Source organism: Acidovorax sp. LjRoot194, from assembly GCF_964253015.1.
GTDB lineage: Bacteria > Pseudomonadota > Gammaproteobacteria > Burkholderiales > Burkholderiaceae_C > Acidovorax.
This window is the reverse complement of sequence record NZ_CAXUQB020000001.1, coordinates 3,128,440-3,146,848: the sequence shown is the minus strand read 5'-3', so window position 1 is coordinate 3,146,848 and position 18,409 is coordinate 3,128,440. Positions and strand designations below refer to the sequence as shown.

Genomic DNA, 18,409 nt, shown 5'->3' with positions numbered 1-18,409 from the left:
ACGGCCGACCATGGGAGACGCCCCCAGGCGGCGCGGTATCATTCCGGCCTTGCCGCAGCCTGTGCGCTCCTTGCCTGGAACGCCCCTGCGGCACCACTTTTTGCCACTGAAGTCCCGCCCCTCATTGCCTGCCCCTTGACCCGTGCGTCTTACCTCCATCAAGCTTTCCGGTTTCAAGTCGTTCGCTGAACCCACCAACTTCATGCTGCCCGGCCAACTGGTGGGCGTGGTGGGTCCGAACGGCTGCGGCAAGTCCAACATCATGGACGCGGTGCGCTGGGTGCTGGGCGAGAGCAAGGCGAGCGAGCTGCGCGGCGAGTCCATGCAGGACGTGATCTTCAGCGGCACCACCACCCGCAAGCAGGCCAGCCGCGCCAGCGTGGAGCTGGTGTTCGACAACTCCGACCACCGCGCCGGCGGCCAGTGGGGCCAGTACGGCGAAGTGGCGGTGCGCCGCGTGCTCACGCGCGACGGCACCAGCAGCTACTACCTGAACAACCAGCCCGTGCGCCGCCGCGACGTGCAGGACGTGTTCCTGGGAACGGGCCTGGGGCCCCGCGCCTACGCCATCATCGGCCAGGGCACCATCAGCCGCATCATCGAATCGCGCCCCGAAGAGCTGCGCCTGTTCCTCGAAGAGGCCGCGGGCGTCTCCAAGTACAAGGAGCGCCGCCGCGAGACCGAAAACCGCCTGTCGGACACGCGCGAGAACCTCACGCGGGTCGAAGACATCCTGCGCGAGCTGAACGCCAACCTCGAAAAGCTGGAAAAGCAGGCCGAAGTGGCCGCCAAGTACAACGCGCTGAACTCCGACGCCACGCTCAAGCAGCACCAACTGTGGTTCCTGAAGCGCGCCGACGCCGAAGCCGATCAGACCAAGGTGCGCCTGGACGGCCTGCAGGCCGTGAACGACCTCGAGTCGCGCATGGCCGACCTGCGCGCGGTGGAGTCCGACCTCGAAACCATCCGCCAGGCCCACTACGCGGCCGGCGACCAGGTCAACCAGGCCCAGGGCCGGCTGTATGAAGCCACGGCCGAAGTCGGCAAGCTCGAAGCCGAGATCCGCTACGTGGTCGAAGGCCGCCAGCGCGTGGAGCAGCGCCTCGTCACCCTGGCCGAGCAGATCGCACAGTGGCAGGCCCGCAAGGAAGAAGCCGACATCGAACTGGAGAATCTGGCCGGTGCCGGTGTGGATGCCGAAGAGCGCGCCGAGATGCTGGCCGCGCAGGTCGAAGAGCAGGCCATGCAGATGCCCGACCTGGAAGACGCCCTTCGCCAGGCCCAGAGCCGTGCCAGCGAGCAGCGCGGCAGCGTGGTGCAGGTGCAGCAGCAGATCGGCGTGCTGGCCGCCGAGCAGCGCAGCATCGACGAGCAAAGCCGCCAGCTCGATGGCCGTTTCGAGCGGCTGCGTACCGACCGCAACGCACTGGCCGCCCCTGACGAAGCGCGCCTGACCAACCTGCGCGAGCAACTCGAAGAAGCCCAGGAGATTGCCGAAACCACCGAGGCCCGCCTGCACGAGCTGCAGGAGTCCGTGCCCCAGCTCGACGACGACCGCCGCACGCGCCAGCAGGCCGTCAATACCGAAAGCGCCCGCCAGGCCGACCTGTCGGCCCGCATGGAGGCCCTGAAGGCGCTGCAGGAAAAGGTCAAGACCGACGGCAAGCTGCGCCCCTGGCTGGCCAAGCACGGCCTGGACGGTTTGCAGGGCCTGTGGAGCCGCATCCACATCGAAAAGGGCTGGGAAAACGCGCTGGAAGCCGCGCTGCGCGAGCGCCTGGGCGCGCTCGAAGTCGGGCGGCTGGACATGGTGCGCGGCTTTCTCGGATCGGGCGGCACCGACGCACCGCCCGCACGGCTGGCGTTCTACAGCGCGCCGGCTGCCGGCCAGCCCGACGCACCCTCGCAGAACCCCCGCCTGTCGGACCTGCTGCGTCTGAACGATGCCGGCCTGCGTGCCGTGCTGACCGACTGGCTTCAGGGCTGCACCACCGCGCCCACGCTGGATGAGGCCCTGAACCGCCGCGCCAGTCTGCAGCCGGGCGAGGTTGTCTTCGTGCCCACCGGCCATTCGGTCAGTGCCCACAGCGTGAGCTTCTATGCGCAGGACTCCGAGCAGTCCGGCCTGCTGGCCCGCGCGCAGGAGATCGAACACCTGGACAAGGAACTGCGCGCCCAGGCCCTGATCGCCGACGAGTCACGCAGTGCGCTGGTCCGTGCCGAGGCCGCGTATGCCGACGCCTCGCAGCGCCTGGTTGCCGCCCGCCGCGAGGCCACCGAGACCCAGGGCCGCGCGCACGAGCTGCAGGTGGAAACCATGCGCCTCACCCAACTGGCCGAACAGACCCGCGCCCGCAGCCAGCAGATCGACACCGACCTGGCCGAGGTCGAGGCCCAACTGGCCGACCTGCAGGAACGCCGCGTGGCGGCCGAAGCCCGCTTTGAAGAGCTGGACATGCAGCTGGCCCACAGCCAGGAGCGCGAAGCCCAGCTGGGCGACAGCGTGATCGAGGCCGAGCGCAAGCTGGCCGCCTGCCGCGAGCAGCAGCGCGCGCTGGAGCGCCAGGCGCAAGAGGCCACGTTCTCCCAGCGCAGCTTGGAGGCGCGCCGCGGCGAGCTGAACCGATCCATCGAAACCGCCACCCAGCAAGCGACCGCGTTGGCCGACGAGCAACAGCGCGCGCGTGACGAACTGGCCCGCCTGTCCGACGCCGCCGCGCAGGGCGGGCTGCAGCAGGCCCTGGACGTGAAGATGGAGCGCGAAAAGGCCCTGGGCGCTCAGCGCAGCGAATACGACGACCTCACCACCAAGCTGCGCAGCAGCGACGAGCGCCGCATGCAGCTGGAACGGGCCCTGGACCCGCTGCGCGCCCGCATCACCGAATTCCAGCTCAAGGAACAGGCCGCGCGCCTGGGCCTGGAGCAGTACACCACGCTGCTGGCCGATGCGCAGGCCGACCTCGACGCCATCGCCCAGTCGATTGCGGACGGCAATGTGCGCGTGACCGGCCTGCAGAGCGAGATCGACCGCCTGCACCGCGAGATCACCGCGTTGGGTGCGGTCAACCTGGCCGCGCTGGACGAGCTCAAGCTCGCCAGCGAGCGCAAGATCTTCCTCGATGCGCAAACCGCCGACCTGACCGAAGCCATGAACACGCTGGAAGACGCGATCCGCAAGATCGACGGCGAAACGCGCCAGCTGCTGTCGGGCACCTTCGAGACGGTGAACGGCCATTTCGGGCGCATGTTCCCCGAGCTGTTTGGCGGCGGGCAGGCCAAGCTCATCATCACCGGCGACGAGATCCTGGACTCCGGCGTGCAGGTGATGGCGCAGCCTCCCGGCAAGAAGAACCAGACCATCCACTTGCTGTCCGGCGGCGAAAAGGCCCTCACGGCCATCGCGCTGGTGTTCGCGATCTTTCAGCTCAACCCTGCGCCGTTCTGCCTGCTGGACGAGGTGGACGCGCCGCTCGATGACGCCAACACCGAGCGCTACGCCAAGCTGGTGTCCAGCATGTCCAAGGGCACGCAGTTCCTGTTCATCAGCCACAACAAGATCGCGATGGAGATGGCCGAGCAGCTCATCGGCGTGACCATGCAGGAGCAGGGCGTCTCGCGCATTGTGGCGGTGGACATGGAAAGCGCACTGTCGATGGCTGAAGCATGAGCTGCTGCCCCCATGTCGCTGTGCGCCTGCCCCAGTGTGGGAGCGCGACCTACGGCAGTCCGGCGCTGGCAAATCTATGCTGCGCGCTGGCGCGCCGCGCCAATCGCGCAACTCTGTGGTGCACACCGGGCAACGGGATAGCTAGAACCATCTTTTTATGAGCACACTTCAACTCAGTCTGGCGATCATCGGTGGCCTGCTGCTGGCCGGTATCGTGGCCTACAACACCTGGACATCACGCCGCAACGCCCCCAAGCGCGCGGTGCCCCAGGAGGCCGACCGCGGCACACCAGGCAGTGGCGTCGCGACCGACCGGCTGGCCGAGCCTGCGCTGCGACAGGATCCCGGTTTTGACGGCGGCGGCTCGGTGGAGCTGACGCCCGACGAGTTGCAGGCGCTGGACCGCGGCACCGATCCGCTGTCGGAACACGCGGTGGACCCGACCGAAGCGCTGCAGATGCCCGTGCCGTCTTTCTCGGTGGAGCGCCGTCCCGGGCTCGACCCGCTCATCGACGTGATTGCGCCGCTGCAGCCTGAACATGTGGTGTCGGGCGATGCCGCCCTGGGTGCGCTGCCGCCCACGCGCCGCGCCGGCAGCAAGCCGTTCGCCATAGAAGGCCTGAACGAAGCCACCCAGCAGTGGGAAACGCCCGCTCCCGGCCAGCGCTACCAGTCCTTTCAGGCCGGTGTACAGCTGGCCAACCGCATGGGTGCGCTCAACGAAATCGAATTCTCGGAATTCGTCGTCAAGGTGCAGGCGTTTGCCGATGCCATCAATGCCGCGCCCGACTTTCCGGACATGCTGCAAGAGGTGGCCCGCGCCCGCGAGCTGGACCAGTTCGCCAGCGACCACGATGCGCAACTGGCCTTCATGCTGCGCGCACGCCAGGCCGCCTGGAGCCCTGGCTACATACAACAGAACGCCGGCCGCCTGGGCTTTGTGGCCGGTGCCATGCCGGGCCGCCTGGTGCTGCCCGCCACCAGCGCCGCGGGCCTGCCGCCGCTGCTCACCCTGGGCTTCGACACCGCCGCCGCACTGGCGGACGACCCGGACCAATCCGCCATCCGCGACATCACCCTGAGCCTGGATGTCGCCCAGGTGCACCGGTCCGAGCAACCCTTTGCCCGCCTGCGCGACGTGGCCAAGGCCCTGTGCGACGCCATGGACGGCGTCCTGTGCGACCAGAACGGCCACCCGCTGCCCGCCATGGCCATGGACCCGATCACGGCCGACCTGGAGCTGCTGTATGACCAGCTCGACGGGCGCGACCTGTCGGCAGGGTCGGTGCTGGCGCGCAGGTTATTTAGTTGACTCGGCGGTTGGCGATGACAGAAAACACTGATCTGTTTGGCGATCCCGAGCAGTCCGAGGATGCGACGAGAGCAGCGAAGCGCATTGAAGTTCTTCGGCACTTGTTGCGTGAATACTCGACTCAGTATTACCTTTTAGATTCGCCTGTAGTTTCAGACGCCGAGTACGATTTTCTGTACCGAGAACTTGAGGAACTAGAGGCTCGCTACCCTGAAGCGATTTCTCCCGATTCTCCAACACAGCGCGTAAGTGGGCAGGTTCTGGTGACCTTGCCGAAAGTGGTTCATGTGGTACCGATGCTGAGCATCCACACCGAAACCGACACCGAGGCCACGGGCGCCCAGGCGTTCGATGCCCGCGTGCGGCGCGAGCTGGGCCTGGCCGAATCGGACCCGGCCATCGAATACGTGGCCGAGCCCAAGTTCGACGGCCTGGCCATGAGCCTGCGCTACGAAAACGGCCGCTTGGTACAGGCCGCGACACGCGGCGATGGCGAGGTGGGCGAGGACGTGACCCACAACATCCGCACCATCCGCCAGATCCCGCTGACCCTGCCCGACGGTGTGCCGCCTCTGCTGGAGGTGCGCGGCGAGGTCTACATGCGCCGCGCCGACTTCGACGCGCTCAATGAGCGCCAGCGCGAGCAGGGTGGCAAGACGTTTGTGAACCCGCGCAATGCGGCGGCGGGCGCGGTGCGGCAGCTGGATTCGAACATCACGCTGCAGCGCCCCTTGAGCTTCTTTGCCTATGGCCTGGGCGCCATCACGCCAGCCGCGGAGGGCGGGCCGGTGTTCCGCACGCATTTCGAGCTGCTGCAGACGCTCAAATCCTGGGGTTTTCCGGTCGCAGCGCAGGTCCAGATTGCGACAGGCGCTACAGAATTGGTAGCGTACCACCAGCAGGTCGGCGCCGGCCGTGACGCCTTGCCCTACGACATCGACGGCGTGGTCTACAAGGTCAACGCACTGCAGCTGCAGCGCGACCTGGGCTTCAAGACGCGCGAGCCGCGCTGGGCGGTGGCCCATAAATACCCCGCGCAGGAGATGGCGACCAAAGTCGAAGGCATCGACGTGCAGGTGGGCCGCACCGGCAAGATCACGCCCGTGGCGCGCCTGGCGCCGGTGTTCGTCGGGGGCGTCACGGTCACCAATGCCACGCTGCACAACCTGTTCGAGATCCGCAAGAAGGGCGTGCGCGTGGGCGACACGGTCATCGTGCGGCGCGCCGGCGACGTGATCCCCGAAGTGGTGGGCGTGATGCCGGGCAACAGGGTCGGCTATGTCGCCAACTTCCACATGCCCAAGACCTGCCCAGTGTGCGGCAGCGATGTGGTGCGGGTGAAGGGCGAGGCTAACCACCGCTGCATCGGCGGCCTGTTCTGCGCCGCGCAGCGCAAGGAAGCCATCCTGCACTTCGCCGCCCGCCGTGCAATGGACATCGAGGGCCTGGGCGACAAGCTGGTGGACCAGTTGGTCGAGTCCAATGTCATCCGCACGCTGCCCGACCTGTACCGCCTGGGCCTGTCGTCCCTGGTGGCGCTGGAGCGCATGGCCGAGAAGTCCGCACAGAACGTGCTGGCCGCGCTCGAAAAGTCCAAGCAGACCACGCTGCCGCGCTTTCTGTTCGGCCTGGGCATCCGCCAGGTGGGCGAATCCACCGCCAAGGACCTGGCCAAGCATTTCGGCACGCTGGACGCGCTGATGGGCGCAACGCAAGAGACCGCTGCCACCGTGGAGCAATTGCTGGAGGTGCCCGACGTGGGCCCCATCGTCGCGCAGAGCGTGCACACCTTCTTTCAGCAGCCGCACAACCGCGAGGTGGTCGAGCAGCTGCGCGCCTGCGGCGTGACATGGTCTGAAGCCGCCCGCGCCGAGAAGGCGCCGCAGACACTCGCGGGCAAGACCATCGTGCTCACCGGCACATTGCCGACGCTCAGCCGCGATGCCGCCAAGGACATGCTGGAGGCCGCTGGCGCCAAGGTATCGGGCTCCGTCAGCAAGAAGACCAGCTACGTCGTTGCCGGCGAAGAGGCGGGTAGCAAGCTGGCCAAGGCCGAAGAGCTGGGCGTGCCGGTGCTGGACGAAGCCGGCATGCTGGCTCTGCTGTCCGGCCCTGGTGCCTGAGGCACCTTTCATTTTTTCGAGTTTTTGATGCGCACATTGCTGCTCTCCTTCAAGGCCCGTGCCGCGGCGTTCTTCCGCTGGCTGGCGGGCCTGTTCGCCTGGATGCCCCGGCCGTTGCGCCTGGCACTGTTCTGGGGGGCGCTGTCGGTGCCCGCGGCGGTGCTGGTGTACACGCTGGCGCTGATCCCGTTCACGCCGTCCACCGCCGACATCCGCAAGGCCAAGAGCGAGCTGCCCGCGCAGCTCATGTCGGTGGACGGCAAGCTGCTGGCCGAGTACCGCTGGGCGAACCGCGAATGGGTCGAGCTCGACAAGATCTCGCCCCACGTGGTGGACGCGCTGATCGCCACCGAGGACCACCGTTTCTACAACCACTTCGGGCTCGACTGGCGCCGCACGGCGTCGTCGGTGGTGCACACGCTGCGCGGCGACCCGCAGGGCGGCTCCACCATCACGCAGCAGCTGGCGCGCAATCTGTTCCCGGACGAGATCGGCCGTTCGCGGGTGTTTCCGCAGGCTTTGACGCGCAAGCTCAAGGAGGCGATCACGGCGGTCAAGATCGAGGCCTCGTACAGCAAGGACGAGGTGCTGGAGACGTACCTCAACACCGTACCGTTTCTGTACAACGCCTACGGCATCGAGATGGCGGCCCGCACGTACTTCGACAAGTCGGCCGACAAGCTCACGGTGCTCGAAAGCGCCACGCTGATCGGCATGCTCAAGGGCACGGCCTACTACAACCCCGTGCTCAACCCCGAGCGCGCCCAGGCACGGCGCAACACCGTGCTGTCGCAGATGGTCAAGCGCGGCAAGCTGGAGCAGGCGCAGTTCGACGACCTGCAAAAGCGCCCGCTGCGCGTCAACTTCGAGCGCCAGACCGAGGTCATGGGCCCGGCGCCGCACTTTGCGATCCAGCTGCGCAAGCAGCTCATCGACTGGGCCGACAGCCATGGCTACAACCTGTATGCCGATGGCCTGGTGATCCGCACCACCATCGACTCGCGCCTGCAGAACTTTGCCAACCAGGCGGTCGCACGCCAGGGCAAGCAGCTGCAAACCGTGGCCGACGCCGCCTGGAGCAAGCGCGACGGCTGGGGGCCGGGCAACGAGCTGGTGCAGACGCTGGTGCGCGAAAGCGCCGAGTTCCGCACGGCCGTCGACAAGGGCGAGACGCCCGAGGACGCCCAGAAGGCGCTGCTGGCGGACGAGGCCTTCCTGCAGAAGCTGCGCGCCGACAAGACGCGCGTGCAGGCCGGCTTTCTGGCACAGGACCCTGTCACCGGCCACGTGCTGGCCTGGGTGGGCAGCCGCGACTTCGCGCAGGACCCGTTCGACCATGTGCAGGCAGCGCGCCGCCAGCCGGGCTCCACCTTCAAGCCCTTCGTCTACGGCGCCGCGTTTGCGCAGGGCGCCCAGCCCACCGACATGCTGATGGACGCTGCGGTGGAAATCCCCTTGGGCGGCGGCCGCGTGTGGCGCCCCACCGACGGCGGCCCGCCGAGCGACCAGCCGATGAGCCTGGCCGACGGCCTGGCGCTGTCCAAGAACACCATCACCGCCCAGGTGATGCACCAGGTGGGCCCGGCCCGCGTGGCCGAGGTGGCGCGGGCGCTGGGCGTGCGCCAGTCGCCGCTGGAAGAAGTGCCCTCGCTGGCACTCGGCACGAGCCCGGTGACGCTCAAGGAGATGATCTCGGCCTACAGCAGCATCGTGAACCTGGGCCGCTATGTGGAGCCGGTGCTCATCACCAGCATCGAGGACCGCCACGGCAAGGTGCTGGAGACCTTTGCCAAGCCCGTGCCCGAGGCCGTCTTCGACGCGCGCGCCGCCCAGGTGCTGCGCAACACCATGCGCGGTGCGGTGGACCGGGGCACGGCCACGGCGATCCGCTCGCGCTACGGCATCCAGGCCGACGTGGCGGGCAAGACGGGCACCACGCAGGACAACACGGACGGCTGGTTCATCCTGATGCAGCCCCATGTGGTGGCGGGCGCCTGGGCCGGCTTCAACGACGGCCGCATCACGCTGCGCAGCGACCATTGGGGGCAGGGTGCCCGCAGTGCGCTGCCCATGGTGGGCGAGTTCATGCAGCAGGCCATCCGCACCAAGGTGGTGGATGGGCAGGAGCGGTTCTTCGACGAGTTCGACACCACACCGCCGCCGTCGCAAATGCCGCCACCGGGGGATGCTCCGCTCGGCGCCATGCGCGACTGGATCCGCGGGCTGTTTGGCAGCGACCCGCAATCGCAGCCCCAGATGCCGGGCCAAGGGCCCGGTGGGCTGCCACCGGTGACGCACGACCCACCGGGTTCGACGGCACCGCCGGTGCCTGCCGAGGAACGCACGGGCGGTTAGCGGTCAGACATGCGCAGCGCTGGAGTCATCGCTCTGGTCGTGGCAGCGTTGCCTCGCCGATCCCTGCCTAGAGCGTTGTGTGCCGAACGCCCGGCCAGATGACCGCCTGCGCCACGATCACGGTCTGGCCGTTGAACGTGGCTGCGGGCGAGCCGTGCAGCACGTAGCCCAGCGCCAGCGCATCGCTCACCCGGCGGCAGAACGCGGCATCGTCGGGGCCGGTGAGCAACCGGTAGCTGGGCATCCCGTCCGGTGGTGCCGCCGCAGTGGGTGGGGCAGAAGGCAAGGGCATGGTGGGTAGGGTAGGGTGGGGTGGGGTGCGACCGCCAGCGTGTCGCTGTGCGGCTCGCTACTCGATGTCGATGCAGTGCAGTCCGAAGCTGCCCGTCTTGCGGTCCGCGAAGTAGGCCTCCAGCGTTTCCTTGACCGTGCGAAAGGCGATCTCGTCCCACGGGATCTCGTCTTCGGTGAACAGGCGCGCCTCGATGGTCTCGAAACCCGGGTTGAACTGGTCGCTGAGCAAGTGGGCCCGGTAGAAGAAATGCACCTGCCCCACGCGGGGCACATTGAGCAGGCTGAACAGCGGGCCCATCTCGATCTGCGCACCGGCTTCCTCATCCGTCTCGCGCGCGGCGCCCTGGGCCGTGGTTTCTTCCAGCTCCATGAACCCGGCCGGCAGCGTCCACTTGCCCCAGCGCGGCTCGATGTTGCGCTTGCACAGCAGCACGCGCCCATCCGCCATGACGGGCACCGTGCCCACCACATTGAGCGGGTTTTCGTAGTGCACGGTGTTGCAGGCAGGGCAGACGGCACGCAGCTTGGTATCGCCGTCGTCGGGCAGGCGGTAGACCACGGCGGTGCCGCAGGCGCGGCAGTGTTGGATGGGGCTGCGGAAGGTCATGCGTGGTTTTTGGTTCAAATAGGCCGCTACCGCTTGTTCAGCATGCGCAAGCAGCTATGAAAAGCATAGTGTAGCGGGCGGCGCGGGCGCCAAGGCCTGTGCGCAGGGCCGGCCAATGCAAGGCCGTGCACAGCGGGCCACGGTGCACGCGCCGTCGGTGGTCACACCACGGTCAGGCGCAGCGTGCCCAGGCCTTCCACGCCACCTTCCAGCACATCACCGCGTACCACGGCGCCCACGCCTTCGGGGGTGCCTGTGTAGATCAGGTCGCCGGGCTGCAGCTCCCAGGCTGCAGACAGGTGCTCGATGGTCTCGGCGATGTTCCAGATCAGCTGCGCCACGGTGCTGCGCTGCTTGTCGGCACCGTTGACCTGCAGCCAGATGCCGGCGTTGGCGACGTCGCCCGCCTGGGCTGCGGGCGTGATGGGGCCGATGGGTGCGCTGGCGTCAAAGCCCTTGCCGATGCACCAGGGGCGGCCTTGCTTCTTCATGTCGTTCTGCAGGTCGCGGCGCGTCATGTCCAGGCCCACGGCGTAGCCGTAGATGTGCGAGAGCGCGTCGGCGGCAGCGATGTTCTTGCCGCCCTTGCCAATGGCCACCACCAGCTCGATCTCGTGGTGCAGGTTGGCGGTGAGGGTGGGGTAGGGCAGCTGGCCCGTTTCGCCCGCGTTGACCACCACGATGGCATCGGCCGGCTTCATGAAGAAGAAGGGCGGCTCGCGGCCGGTGAAGCCCATCTCCTTGGCATGCTCTTCGTAATTGCGGCCCACGCAGTAGATGCGGTGGACGGGGAAACGGTCGCCGCTGCCGACCACGGGCACGCTGGCCACTGGCGCGGGAGAAAACACGTAGCTCATGTCTGCCTTTCTTGTGTCGCTCGATGTGAATGAGGGGCCGGGCCGTTGTCAGCCGCCACGGGCCGCAAGGGGCCGCGACAGGTGCGGCGAGGGGGTCTGTGGACCCGGGGGGCGCCGCAGCCAGCCCGAAAGTGGCAGTGTGCCATGGCTGCAAGGCCCGTGCAGCCAGAGGCTACACTCGCGCCCATGGCAAAGAGCTTCGATTTCCACAACACGCCAGGCCACCTGGTGCGCCGCGCACACCAGCGCACCGTGGCCCTTTTCATGGAAGAGACGGCCGGGTTCGATGTGACGCCTGTGCAGTTCGCCATCCTGCATGAGCTGCTGGCCCAGCCGGGCGAAGACCAGGTCACCCTCGCATCGCGCGTGGCATTTGATGCGGCCACGTCGGGGTCGGTGATCGGCCGGCTGGAGAAACGCGGCTGGATCCGCCGCGAACCCGACACCCGCGACCGCCGCCGCAAGCTGCTGTGGATCACGCCCGAAGGCGAGGTCGCCGCCTTGCAGATGCGCGACGCCGCGCAGCGCGTGCAAGAGCGCCTGATGGCCCCGCTCGATGCGCAGGAGCGCAGCGACCTGATGGCGATGCTGACCAAGGTGGTCTACCAGCACCAGGACCCGGCAGGCGCCTCGGGGGCCTGACCGGCTCGCTGAAATCGTTTTGACACCGCTCTGACACAGCCCTGAGATCACTTTGCCAGCCGGACGGCTGATCGCTTCGCGGCAGTCCGCCGCAGGCATGGCCCACTGACCCGTGGCGCCGGGTGCGCCGAATCAAAGACATCCATACCGCATGCAGCTCTACAACTACTTTCGCTCCTCGGCCTCTTACCGTGTGCGCATAGCGCTGGCGATCAAGGGCCTGGACTACGACTACCTGCCCGTGCACCTCGTCAAGGGCGAGCACCAGCAGCCCGCCTACACCGCCCGCGTCGGCGATGCCCTGGTGCCCACGCTGGTGACCGACGACGGCGCCGCGCTGGTGCAGTCGATGGCGATCATCGAGTATCTGGACGAAACGCATCCCACGCCCGCGCTGCTGCCCGCCGACCCGCTGGCTCGGGCCCGCGTGCGCGCGCTGGCGCAGATGGTGGCGTGCGAGATCCATCCCATTAACAACCTGCGGGTGCTCAAGTACCTGGTGCGCGAACTGAAGGTGGAAGAAGACGCCAAGAACGCCTGGTACCACCACTGGGCCCGCAGCGGCCTGGAGGCCTTCGAGCGCCAGCTGGCGTTGCTGGCCCGGGAGCGCGAGAGCCAGGGCCTGCCGCCATCACAGCTGTGCTGGGGCGACACGCCCACGCTGGCCGACTGCTGCCTGGTGCCGCAAATCTTCAATGCCCAGCGGTTCAAAGTGAACCTGGACGGCCTGCCGCTCACCATGGGCGTACACGCCGCGTGCCTGGCCCTGCCGGCATTCCAGAAGGCCCAGCCTTCGGCCTGTCCGGACCACGAAGCTTGACTGACGCCATCGCTACCGCAGAGGCCGCTGACTGGCTGGTGCCCGACTGGCCTGTGCCCCCGGGCGTGCACGCACTGTGCACCACGCGCGCTGGCGGGGTCAGCCAGCCGCCTTATGACAGCCTGAACCTGGGCATCCACGTTGGCGACGACCGTGCGGCGGTGCGCGCCAATCGGCTGCGACTGGAGGCCCGTGTGCAGGCGGTGTCCGCGGGCGTGCGGCCTGTCTTCTTGAACCAGGTGCATGGTGACGGCGTGGTGCAGCTTGACAGCGCCACAGCCGATGGCACGGATGCCGATGCCTGCGTGGCCACGGAAGCCGGCGTGGCCTGCACCATCATGGTGGCCGACTGCCTGCCGGTGCTGCTGGCCCACCGCTCGGGGGCTGTGGTGGCTGCAGCGCATGCAGGGTGGCGGGGCTTGGCGGGGCAGGGGGGCCAGGGTGTGCTGGAGGCTGTGGTAAAGCGTTTTGGTGCCCTTGCGCTTGCCCATCAAGCGCCAGGCGCTATCAATATCGAAGCAAGCGTGCTGGCAGCATCTGGGGGGGCGACCCTTGGTGCCGCACCGGACACCATGGTTTGGCTGGGCCCTTGTATCGGGCCCACCGTGTTCGAGGTCGGTGCCGAGGTGCGTGCAGCGTTCTGCGATGTGTCTGCGGCCGCGCAGGGCTGCTTCACGCCCCGTGCCGGCCTGCCAGGCAAGTACCTGTGTGATCTGGCAGGACTGGCGCGGTTGCGGCTGGAGGCCCTGGGCATCACCAGTATCTACGGCAATGACAGCAGCCCCGCCTGGTGCACGGTGACCAATGCTTCACGGTTCTTTTCGCACCGGCGCGACAGCGGTACCCTGGGCAGCAGCGGGCGCTTCGCCGCCTGTATCTGGCGCGACTGAGCCTGATGCAGGTGTCGGGTCAACAACACCACCGTCGACCCCTGCATTTACTGGTTGGGCTGCCGCCTGCTGTGCGTCGTACGCGGCCTGCTCAGCCGCCTGGCGCGCCTTGATCTTCCGTTTGCGTGACGGTGTCCCGAGGATGTACACCAGGATGCTCATGGGCAGCAGGCCATACAGCACAAAGGTGACGATCGCGCCCAGCACTGTGCCCACGGGGCTGGTGGCTTCGGCCACGGCCATCATGAGAGTGACGTAGGTCCAGACGATGACGATCAGGTACATTGGTTGCGGGTATTGAATTGAACAAGCGGTTGGATGTAAGAACACGTTCCGAGATGGGTTGAAGCCGTTGCCTTGCACAAGTCGGTAAGCAACAATGAAGTCGAGAGACAAAGCCCAGCCGCTGCGAACGACCAACCACCGAGGAAAGAACATGAATTCTGAATCACCCTGGGCCGAGAGCGCCCAGCAGTTCCAACAGATTTTCGGGCAAAGCTGGTCGCAGGCATTGCAGTCGTTCCAGAAGATGGATCTTGGAGCATCCACATCTGCCTCCGCACCCACCGCTCCCCAGCTTCAGTTCTCCCCGTCCAAGCTGCAGGCCTTGCAGCAGCAGTACCTGGATGAAGCCAAACAATTGTGGGCGCAAGGCCTGCAGGGCACGCCCGAGGTCAAGGACCGGCGGTTTTCCGGCGAAGGCTGGGCCGCCAACCCGGTGGCCGCATTCTCTGCCGCAGCCTACCTGCTCAACGCACGCACCCTGATGGGCCTGGCCGACGCGGTGGAGTCCGACGAGAAGACCAAGGCGCGCATCCGCTTCGGCGTGGAGCAGTGGATGGCCGCCATGGCGCCCAGCAACTTCCTGGCCTTCAACGCCGAAGCGCAGAAGAAAGCCATCGAGACCAAGGGCGAGAGCATTGCCAAAGGCATGCAGAACCTGCTGCACGACATCACGCAAGGCCATGTCTCCATGACGGACGAGAGCCTGTTCGAGGTGGGCCGCAATGTGGCCACTACCGAAGGGGCCGTGGTGTTCGAGAACGAGCTGTTCCAGCTGCTCGAATACAAGCCGCTCACCGCCAAGGTGTACGAGCGCCCATTCTTGCTGGTGCCGCCTTGCATCAACAAGTTCTACATCCTCGACCTGCAGCCCGAGAACTCGCTCATTCGCTACGCAGTGGACCAGGGCCACCGCACTTTCGTGGTCAGCTGGCGCAACCCCGACGACACCCTGGCACACAAGGCCTGGGACGACTATGTCGAAGACGGCGCCATGGCGGCCATCGACGTGGTGCAGAGCATCACCGGGGCCGAGCAGATCAATGCGCTGGGTTTCTGCGTGGGGGGCACCATCCTGAGCAACGCCCTGGCGGTGCTGGCAGCGCGGGGTGAAGAGCCCGTGGCCAGCGCCACCTTCCTCACCACGCTCATCGACTTTTCGGACACCGGCATTCTGGATGTGTTCATCGACGAAGCCTTCGTCAAGTTCCGCGAGATGCAGATGGGCCAAGGTGGGCTGATGAAGGGGCAGGACCTGGCATCGACCTTCAGCTTCTTGCGCCCCAACGACCTGGTGTGGAACTACGTGGTGGGCAACTACCTCAAGGGCGAAACGCCGCCACCGTTTGACCTGCTGTACTGGAACAGCGACAGCACCAACCTGCCGGGCCCGTTCTACGCGTGGTACCTGCGCAATTTCTACCTGGAGAACAGCCTGGTCAAACCCGGTAAGCTCACCGTGTGCAGCGAGAAGATGGACCTGGGCCAGCTGACCATGCCCGTGTACATCTACGGCTCTCGCGAGGACCACATCGTGCCTGCCACCGCGGCCTATGCCTCCACCCAGGTGCTGCCGGGCAAGAAGCGCTTCGTGATGGGCGCATCGGGCCACATCGCCGGCGTGATCAACCCGCCCTCCAAGGGAAAGCGCAGCCACTGGATACGTGCCGACGGCAAGTTCCCGGCCACGCTGGACCAGTGGCTCGAAGGTGCCACCGAGCACCCTGGCAGTTGGTGGACCGACTGGTCCGGCTGGCTCAAGGGCCATGCCGGCAAGCAGATCGCCGCGCCCAAGGCGTACGGCAAGGGCACCAAGTTCAAAGCCATCGAGCCCGCGCCAGGCAGCTACGTTAAGCAAAAGTCCTGAAAAGTCCTGACTTGAAGGCCTGAGAGAATTACCCGGCGAGACCGCCATTCACGCAAACCAGACAAGCTCGCCAGCGGGCCTGCACCGACCCAACCACAAAGAAGGACATTCCATGGAAGACATCGTCATCGTTTCGGCCACCCGCACTGCTGTGGGCAAGTTTGGTGGCGCATTGGCCAAGACCCCGGCGACCGAACTGGGCGCCATCGTGATCCGCGAAGCCATCGCACGCGCGGGCCTGTCGTCCGACCAGATCGGCGAAGTCATCATGGGCCAGGTGCTGACCGCCGGCGTGGGGCAAAACCCCGCCCGCCAGGCCTCCATCAAGGCCGGTGTGGCCAAGGAAACTCCGGCCCTCACCATCAACGCCGTGTGCGGCTCGGGCCTCAAGGCTGTGATGCTGGCCGCCCAGGCCGTGGCCTGGGGCGACAGCGAGATCGTGGTGGCGGGCGGACAGGAAAGCATGAGCCTGGCCCCCCACGTGCTGCCCGGCTCGCGCGACGGCCAGCGCATGGGCGACTGGAAGCTCGTCGACACCATGATCGTGGACGGCCTGTGGGACGTCTACAACCAGTACCACATGGGCATCACCGCCGAGAACGTGGCCAAGCAATACGGCATCACCCGCGACATGCAGGATGCCCTCGCGCTGGGCAGCCAGCAAAAGGCCGCTGCTGCGCAGGATGCCGGCAAGTTTGCCGATGAGATCGTGGGCGTGAGCCTGGCGCAAAAGAAGGGTGACCCCATCCTCTTCAACGCCGACGAATACCTGAACCGCAAGACCAACGCAGAAGCCCTGGCCGGCCTGCGCCCCGCCTTCGACAAGGCGGGCAGCGTCACCGCTGGCAATGCCTCGGGCCTGAACGACGGCGCGGCCGCCGTGGTGGTGATGAGTGCCAAAAAGGCGGCGGCCCTCGGCCTCAAACCCCTGGCCCGCATCGCGTCCTTTGGCACCACGGGCCTCGACCCCGCCACCATGGGCATGGGCCCCGTGTCGGCCACGCGCAGGGCGCTGGAGCGCGCCGGCTGGAACGCCGCCGACGTGGACCTGTTCGAGCTGAACGAAGCCTTCGCTGCGCAAGCCTGCGCGGTGAACAAAGAGCTGGGGATCGATCCGTCCAAGGTCAATGTGAACGGCGGCGCCATTGCCATCGGCCACCCCATCGGCGCATCTGGCTGCCGCATCCTGGTCACGCTGCTGCATGAAATGCAGCGCCGTAACGCGAAGAAAGGCATCGCCGCACTGTGCATTGGCGGTGGCATGGGCGTGTCCTTGGCCCTCGAACGCTGATCGGCATCGACTGGGGACCGGGATCGCGCAGGAGCCTCTGCGATCCCGTTGTCGCTAGGACAGTCATGAAAAAGCCGCGCTTTGGCGCGGCTTTTTTGTTTCCGGTTGTCGCCGGCGCTTGAAGCGCAGACACGCACCAAAACAGTGACGAACGGCAGGAGACGTGGATAGCGCTTGCTGCAGGCATACCAATATGTCGAAAACGAAAGGGGCTTCAGTGTTTTCCTTCACGGCAGTGCCTGAATTCTTGGTTAGAGTGGCGGTGAGCGCATCACACAATCAACAAGGAGAAATCACATGAGCCAGAAAGTTGCATACGTCACCGGCGGCATGGGCGGCATCGGCACCGCCATCTGCCAGCGCCTGCACAAAGAGGGCTTCAAGGTCATCGCGGGCTGCGGCCCGACCCGTGACCATGCCAAATGGCTGGCTGAACAAAAGGCCCAGGGCTACAGCTTCTACGCGTCCGTGGGCAATGTGGGGGATTGGGATTCCACGGTGGAAGCCTTCGGCAAGACCAAGGCCGAGCACGGCACCATCGACGTGCTGGTGAACAACGCCGGCATCACCCGCGACCGCATGTTCCTCAAGATGTCGCGCGAAGACTGGGACGCAGTCATCGAAACCAACCTCAACAGCATGTTCAACGTCACCAAACAAGTGGTGGCAGACATGGTGGAAAAAGGCTGGGGCCGCATCATCAACATCAGTTCCGTCAACGGCGAAAAAGGGCAGGCCGGTCAGACTAACTACTCGGCGGCCAAGGCCGGTATGCATGGTTTCTCGATGGCATTGGCCCAGGAGCTCGCCACCAAGGGTGTGACCGTGAACACAGTGAGCCCTGGATACATCGGCACCGACATGGTCAAGGCCATCCGTCCTGATGTGCTGGAGAAGATTGTCGCCACCGTGCCCGTCAAGCGCCTGGGCGAACCCAGCGAAATCGCTTCGATCATTGCCTGGCTGGCCTCGGAAGAGGGCGGCTACGCCACCGGTGCTGACTTCTCCGTCAACGGCGGTTTGCACATGGGCTGATGGCCCACTGCCCCCCTTCCGCGGGGGGCACCATGCAACGGCAATGCGTGCCGCCAAAAGCAAAAACCCCGCAGTGCGGGGTTTTTTGTTGGGGAGAACATTCATGAGGGCAAGCTATGGGGTCGCTTGCAACCGAAGATGCCTCCTGGACGAAGCCCGGCCTTCTGGCGCACCGCTGCAAAAGCACGGTCTGCGAACAAAGGTCGGGGCTTTCATGATTTCAAATCCGAGGATTTGGATTTTGAACAGGGCCGAGGCGGTCTCAGAAGCGAGCGGGAGCGCGTTTGCGGTCGCGTTCGTCTTCGGGCCAGGCGGACAAGATTGCGGTGGTATTCATCTGAAAAACTCCTGTGATGTACCAACAACG

14 protein-coding genes are annotated in these 18,409 nt (G+C 66.4%); 10 read left to right on the top strand and 4 right to left on the bottom strand.

Annotated features, from left to right (window positions below):
* The first annotated feature begins 142 nt into the window (after positions 1 to 142).
* From smc to ACSQ3N_RS14180, 4 genes are all read left to right on the top strand, one after another.
* Positions 143 to 3,667, top strand: a complete 3,525-nt coding sequence (gene smc / locus ACSQ3N_RS14195; protein ID WP_436146616.1) for a chromosome segregation protein SMC — start codon at positions 143 to 145, stop codon at positions 3,665 to 3,667.
* Between the two features lie 157 nt (positions 3,668 to 3,824).
* Positions 3,825 to 4,979, top strand: coding sequence for a cell division protein FtsZ (locus ACSQ3N_RS14190; RefSeq protein ID WP_436146615.1), 1,155 nt, complete (start codon positions 3,825 to 3,827; stop codon positions 4,977 to 4,979).
* Between the two features lie 14 nt (positions 4,980 to 4,993).
* Positions 4,994 to 7,102: an NAD-dependent DNA ligase LigA gene (ligA, locus tag ACSQ3N_RS14185; RefSeq protein ID WP_056165803.1), complete on the top strand. Its 2,109-nt coding sequence runs from the start codon at positions 4,994 to 4,996 to the stop codon at positions 7,100 to 7,102.
* A 27-nt stretch (positions 7,103 to 7,129) separates the two neighbouring features.
* Positions 7,130 to 9,457: a penicillin-binding protein 1A gene (locus ACSQ3N_RS14180; RefSeq protein WP_056165806.1), complete on the top strand. Its 2,328-nt coding sequence runs from the start codon at positions 7,130 to 7,132 to the stop codon at positions 9,455 to 9,457.
* Positions 9,458 to 9,524: 67 nt separating this feature from the next.
* On the opposite strand, the gene ACSQ3N_RS14175 is transcribed toward ACSQ3N_RS14180, so the two are convergent.
* From ACSQ3N_RS14175 to ACSQ3N_RS14165, 3 genes are all read right to left on the bottom strand, one after another.
* Entirely contained in the window at positions 9,525 to 9,749 is a 225-nt protein-coding gene (locus tag ACSQ3N_RS14175) for a DUF1737 domain-containing protein (RefSeq protein WP_056165809.1), read from the bottom strand.
* A gap of 57 nt (positions 9,750 to 9,806) precedes the next feature.
* The gene (locus ACSQ3N_RS14170) at positions 9,807 to 10,358 is read right to left on the bottom strand and encodes an NUDIX hydrolase (RefSeq protein WP_056165812.1); all 552 of its coding nucleotides are present in this window, start codon (positions 10,356 to 10,358) and stop codon (positions 9,807 to 9,809) included.
* A 161-nt stretch (positions 10,359 to 10,519) separates the two neighbouring features.
* On the bottom strand, positions 10,520 to 11,215 hold the full coding sequence (locus ACSQ3N_RS14165; RefSeq protein ID WP_056165815.1) for a fumarylacetoacetate hydrolase family protein: 696 nt from the start codon (positions 11,213 to 11,215) through the stop codon (positions 10,520 to 10,522).
* Between the two features lie 186 nt (positions 11,216 to 11,401).
* Here ACSQ3N_RS14165 and ACSQ3N_RS14160 point away from each other — a divergent pair, with 186 nt between their 5' ends.
* The 3 genes from ACSQ3N_RS14160 to ACSQ3N_RS14150 all read left to right on the top strand — a co-directional run bounded on the left by ACSQ3N_RS14160 (position 11,402) and on the right by ACSQ3N_RS14150 (position 13,567).
* On the top strand, positions 11,402 to 11,857 hold the full coding sequence (locus tag ACSQ3N_RS14160) for a MarR family winged helix-turn-helix transcriptional regulator (RefSeq protein WP_056165819.1): 456 nt from the start codon (positions 11,402 to 11,404) through the stop codon (positions 11,855 to 11,857).
* A 151-nt stretch (positions 11,858 to 12,008) separates the two neighbouring features.
* Positions 12,009 to 12,677 carry a maleylacetoacetate isomerase gene (gene maiA / locus ACSQ3N_RS14155; RefSeq protein WP_056165822.1) on the top strand — a complete coding sequence of 223 codons (669 nt, stop codon included), beginning with the start codon at positions 12,009 to 12,011 and terminating at the stop codon, positions 12,675 to 12,677.
* Entirely contained in the window at positions 12,674 to 13,567 is an 894-nt protein-coding gene (locus ACSQ3N_RS14150) for a polyphenol oxidase family protein (protein ID WP_056165825.1), read from the top strand. The genes maiA and ACSQ3N_RS14150 overlap by 4 nt, the downstream gene beginning before the upstream one ends.
* On the opposite strand, the gene ACSQ3N_RS14145 is transcribed toward ACSQ3N_RS14150, so the two are convergent.
* Complete coding sequence (locus tag ACSQ3N_RS14145; protein WP_082516831.1) at positions 13,487 to 13,852, bottom strand: hypothetical protein; 366 nt, start codon at positions 13,850 to 13,852, stop codon at positions 13,487 to 13,489. The genes ACSQ3N_RS14150 and ACSQ3N_RS14145 overlap by 81 nt on opposite strands.
* A gap of 151 nt (positions 13,853 to 14,003) precedes the next feature.
* Between ACSQ3N_RS14145 and ACSQ3N_RS14140 the strand changes: the two genes are divergently transcribed.
* The 3 genes from ACSQ3N_RS14140 (at position 14,004) to phbB (ending at position 18,042) form a co-directional block, all read left to right on the top strand.
* The gene (locus ACSQ3N_RS14140) at positions 14,004 to 15,716 is read left to right on the top strand and encodes a PHA/PHB synthase family protein (protein ID WP_056165828.1); all 1,713 of its coding nucleotides are present in this window, start codon (positions 14,004 to 14,006) and stop codon (positions 15,714 to 15,716) included.
* A gap of 112 nt (positions 15,717 to 15,828) precedes the next feature.
* Positions 15,829 to 17,007: an acetyl-CoA C-acetyltransferase gene (locus ACSQ3N_RS14135; RefSeq protein WP_056165832.1), complete on the top strand. Its 1,179-nt coding sequence runs from the start codon at positions 15,829 to 15,831 to the stop codon at positions 17,005 to 17,007.
* Positions 17,008 to 17,304: 297 nt separating this feature from the next.
* Positions 17,305 to 18,042 (top strand): acetoacetyl-CoA reductase, encoded by a 738-nt coding sequence (gene phbB / locus ACSQ3N_RS14130; RefSeq protein ID WP_056165834.1) that lies wholly within the window; start codon positions 17,305 to 17,307, stop codon positions 18,040 to 18,042.
* Positions 18,043 to 18,409: the final 367 nt, after the last annotated feature.

Excerpts from the sequence above, each read along its gene's own strand:
- phbB (WP_056165834.1), top strand. The coding sequence starts at position 17,305 with ATGAGCCAGAAAGTTGCATACGTCACCGGCGGCATGGGCGGCATCGGC.
- ACSQ3N_RS14190 (WP_436146615.1), top strand. The coding sequence starts at position 3,825 with ATGAGCACACTTCAACTCAGTCTGGCGATCATCGGTGGCCTGCTGCTG.
- ACSQ3N_RS14170 (WP_056165812.1), bottom strand. The coding sequence starts at position 10,358 with ATGACCTTCCGCAGCCCCATCCAACACTGCCGCGCCTGCGGCACCGCC.
- ACSQ3N_RS14135 (WP_056165832.1), top strand. The coding sequence starts at position 15,829 with ATGGAAGACATCGTCATCGTTTCGGCCACCCGCACTGCTGTGGGCAAG.
- ACSQ3N_RS14175 (WP_056165809.1), bottom strand. The coding sequence starts at position 9,749 with ATGCCCTTGCCTTCTGCCCCACCCACTGCGGCGGCACCACCGGACGGG.
- ACSQ3N_RS14160 (WP_056165819.1), top strand. The coding sequence starts at position 11,402 with ATGGCAAAGAGCTTCGATTTCCACAACACGCCAGGCCACCTGGTGCGC.
- ACSQ3N_RS14165 (WP_056165815.1), bottom strand. The coding sequence starts at position 11,215 with ATGAGCTACGTGTTTTCTCCCGCGCCAGTGGCCAGCGTGCCCGTGGTC.
- ACSQ3N_RS14140 (WP_056165828.1), top strand. The coding sequence starts at position 14,004 with ATGAATTCTGAATCACCCTGGGCCGAGAGCGCCCAGCAGTTCCAACAG.
- ACSQ3N_RS14180 (WP_056165806.1), top strand. The coding sequence starts at position 7,130 with ATGCGCACATTGCTGCTCTCCTTCAAGGCCCGTGCCGCGGCGTTCTTC.
- ACSQ3N_RS14145 (WP_082516831.1), bottom strand. The coding sequence starts at position 13,852 with ATGTACCTGATCGTCATCGTCTGGACCTACGTCACTCTCATGATGGCC.
- maiA (WP_056165822.1), top strand. The coding sequence starts at position 12,009 with ATGCAGCTCTACAACTACTTTCGCTCCTCGGCCTCTTACCGTGTGCGC.
- ligA (WP_056165803.1), top strand. The coding sequence starts at position 4,994 with ATGACAGAAAACACTGATCTGTTTGGCGATCCCGAGCAGTCCGAGGAT.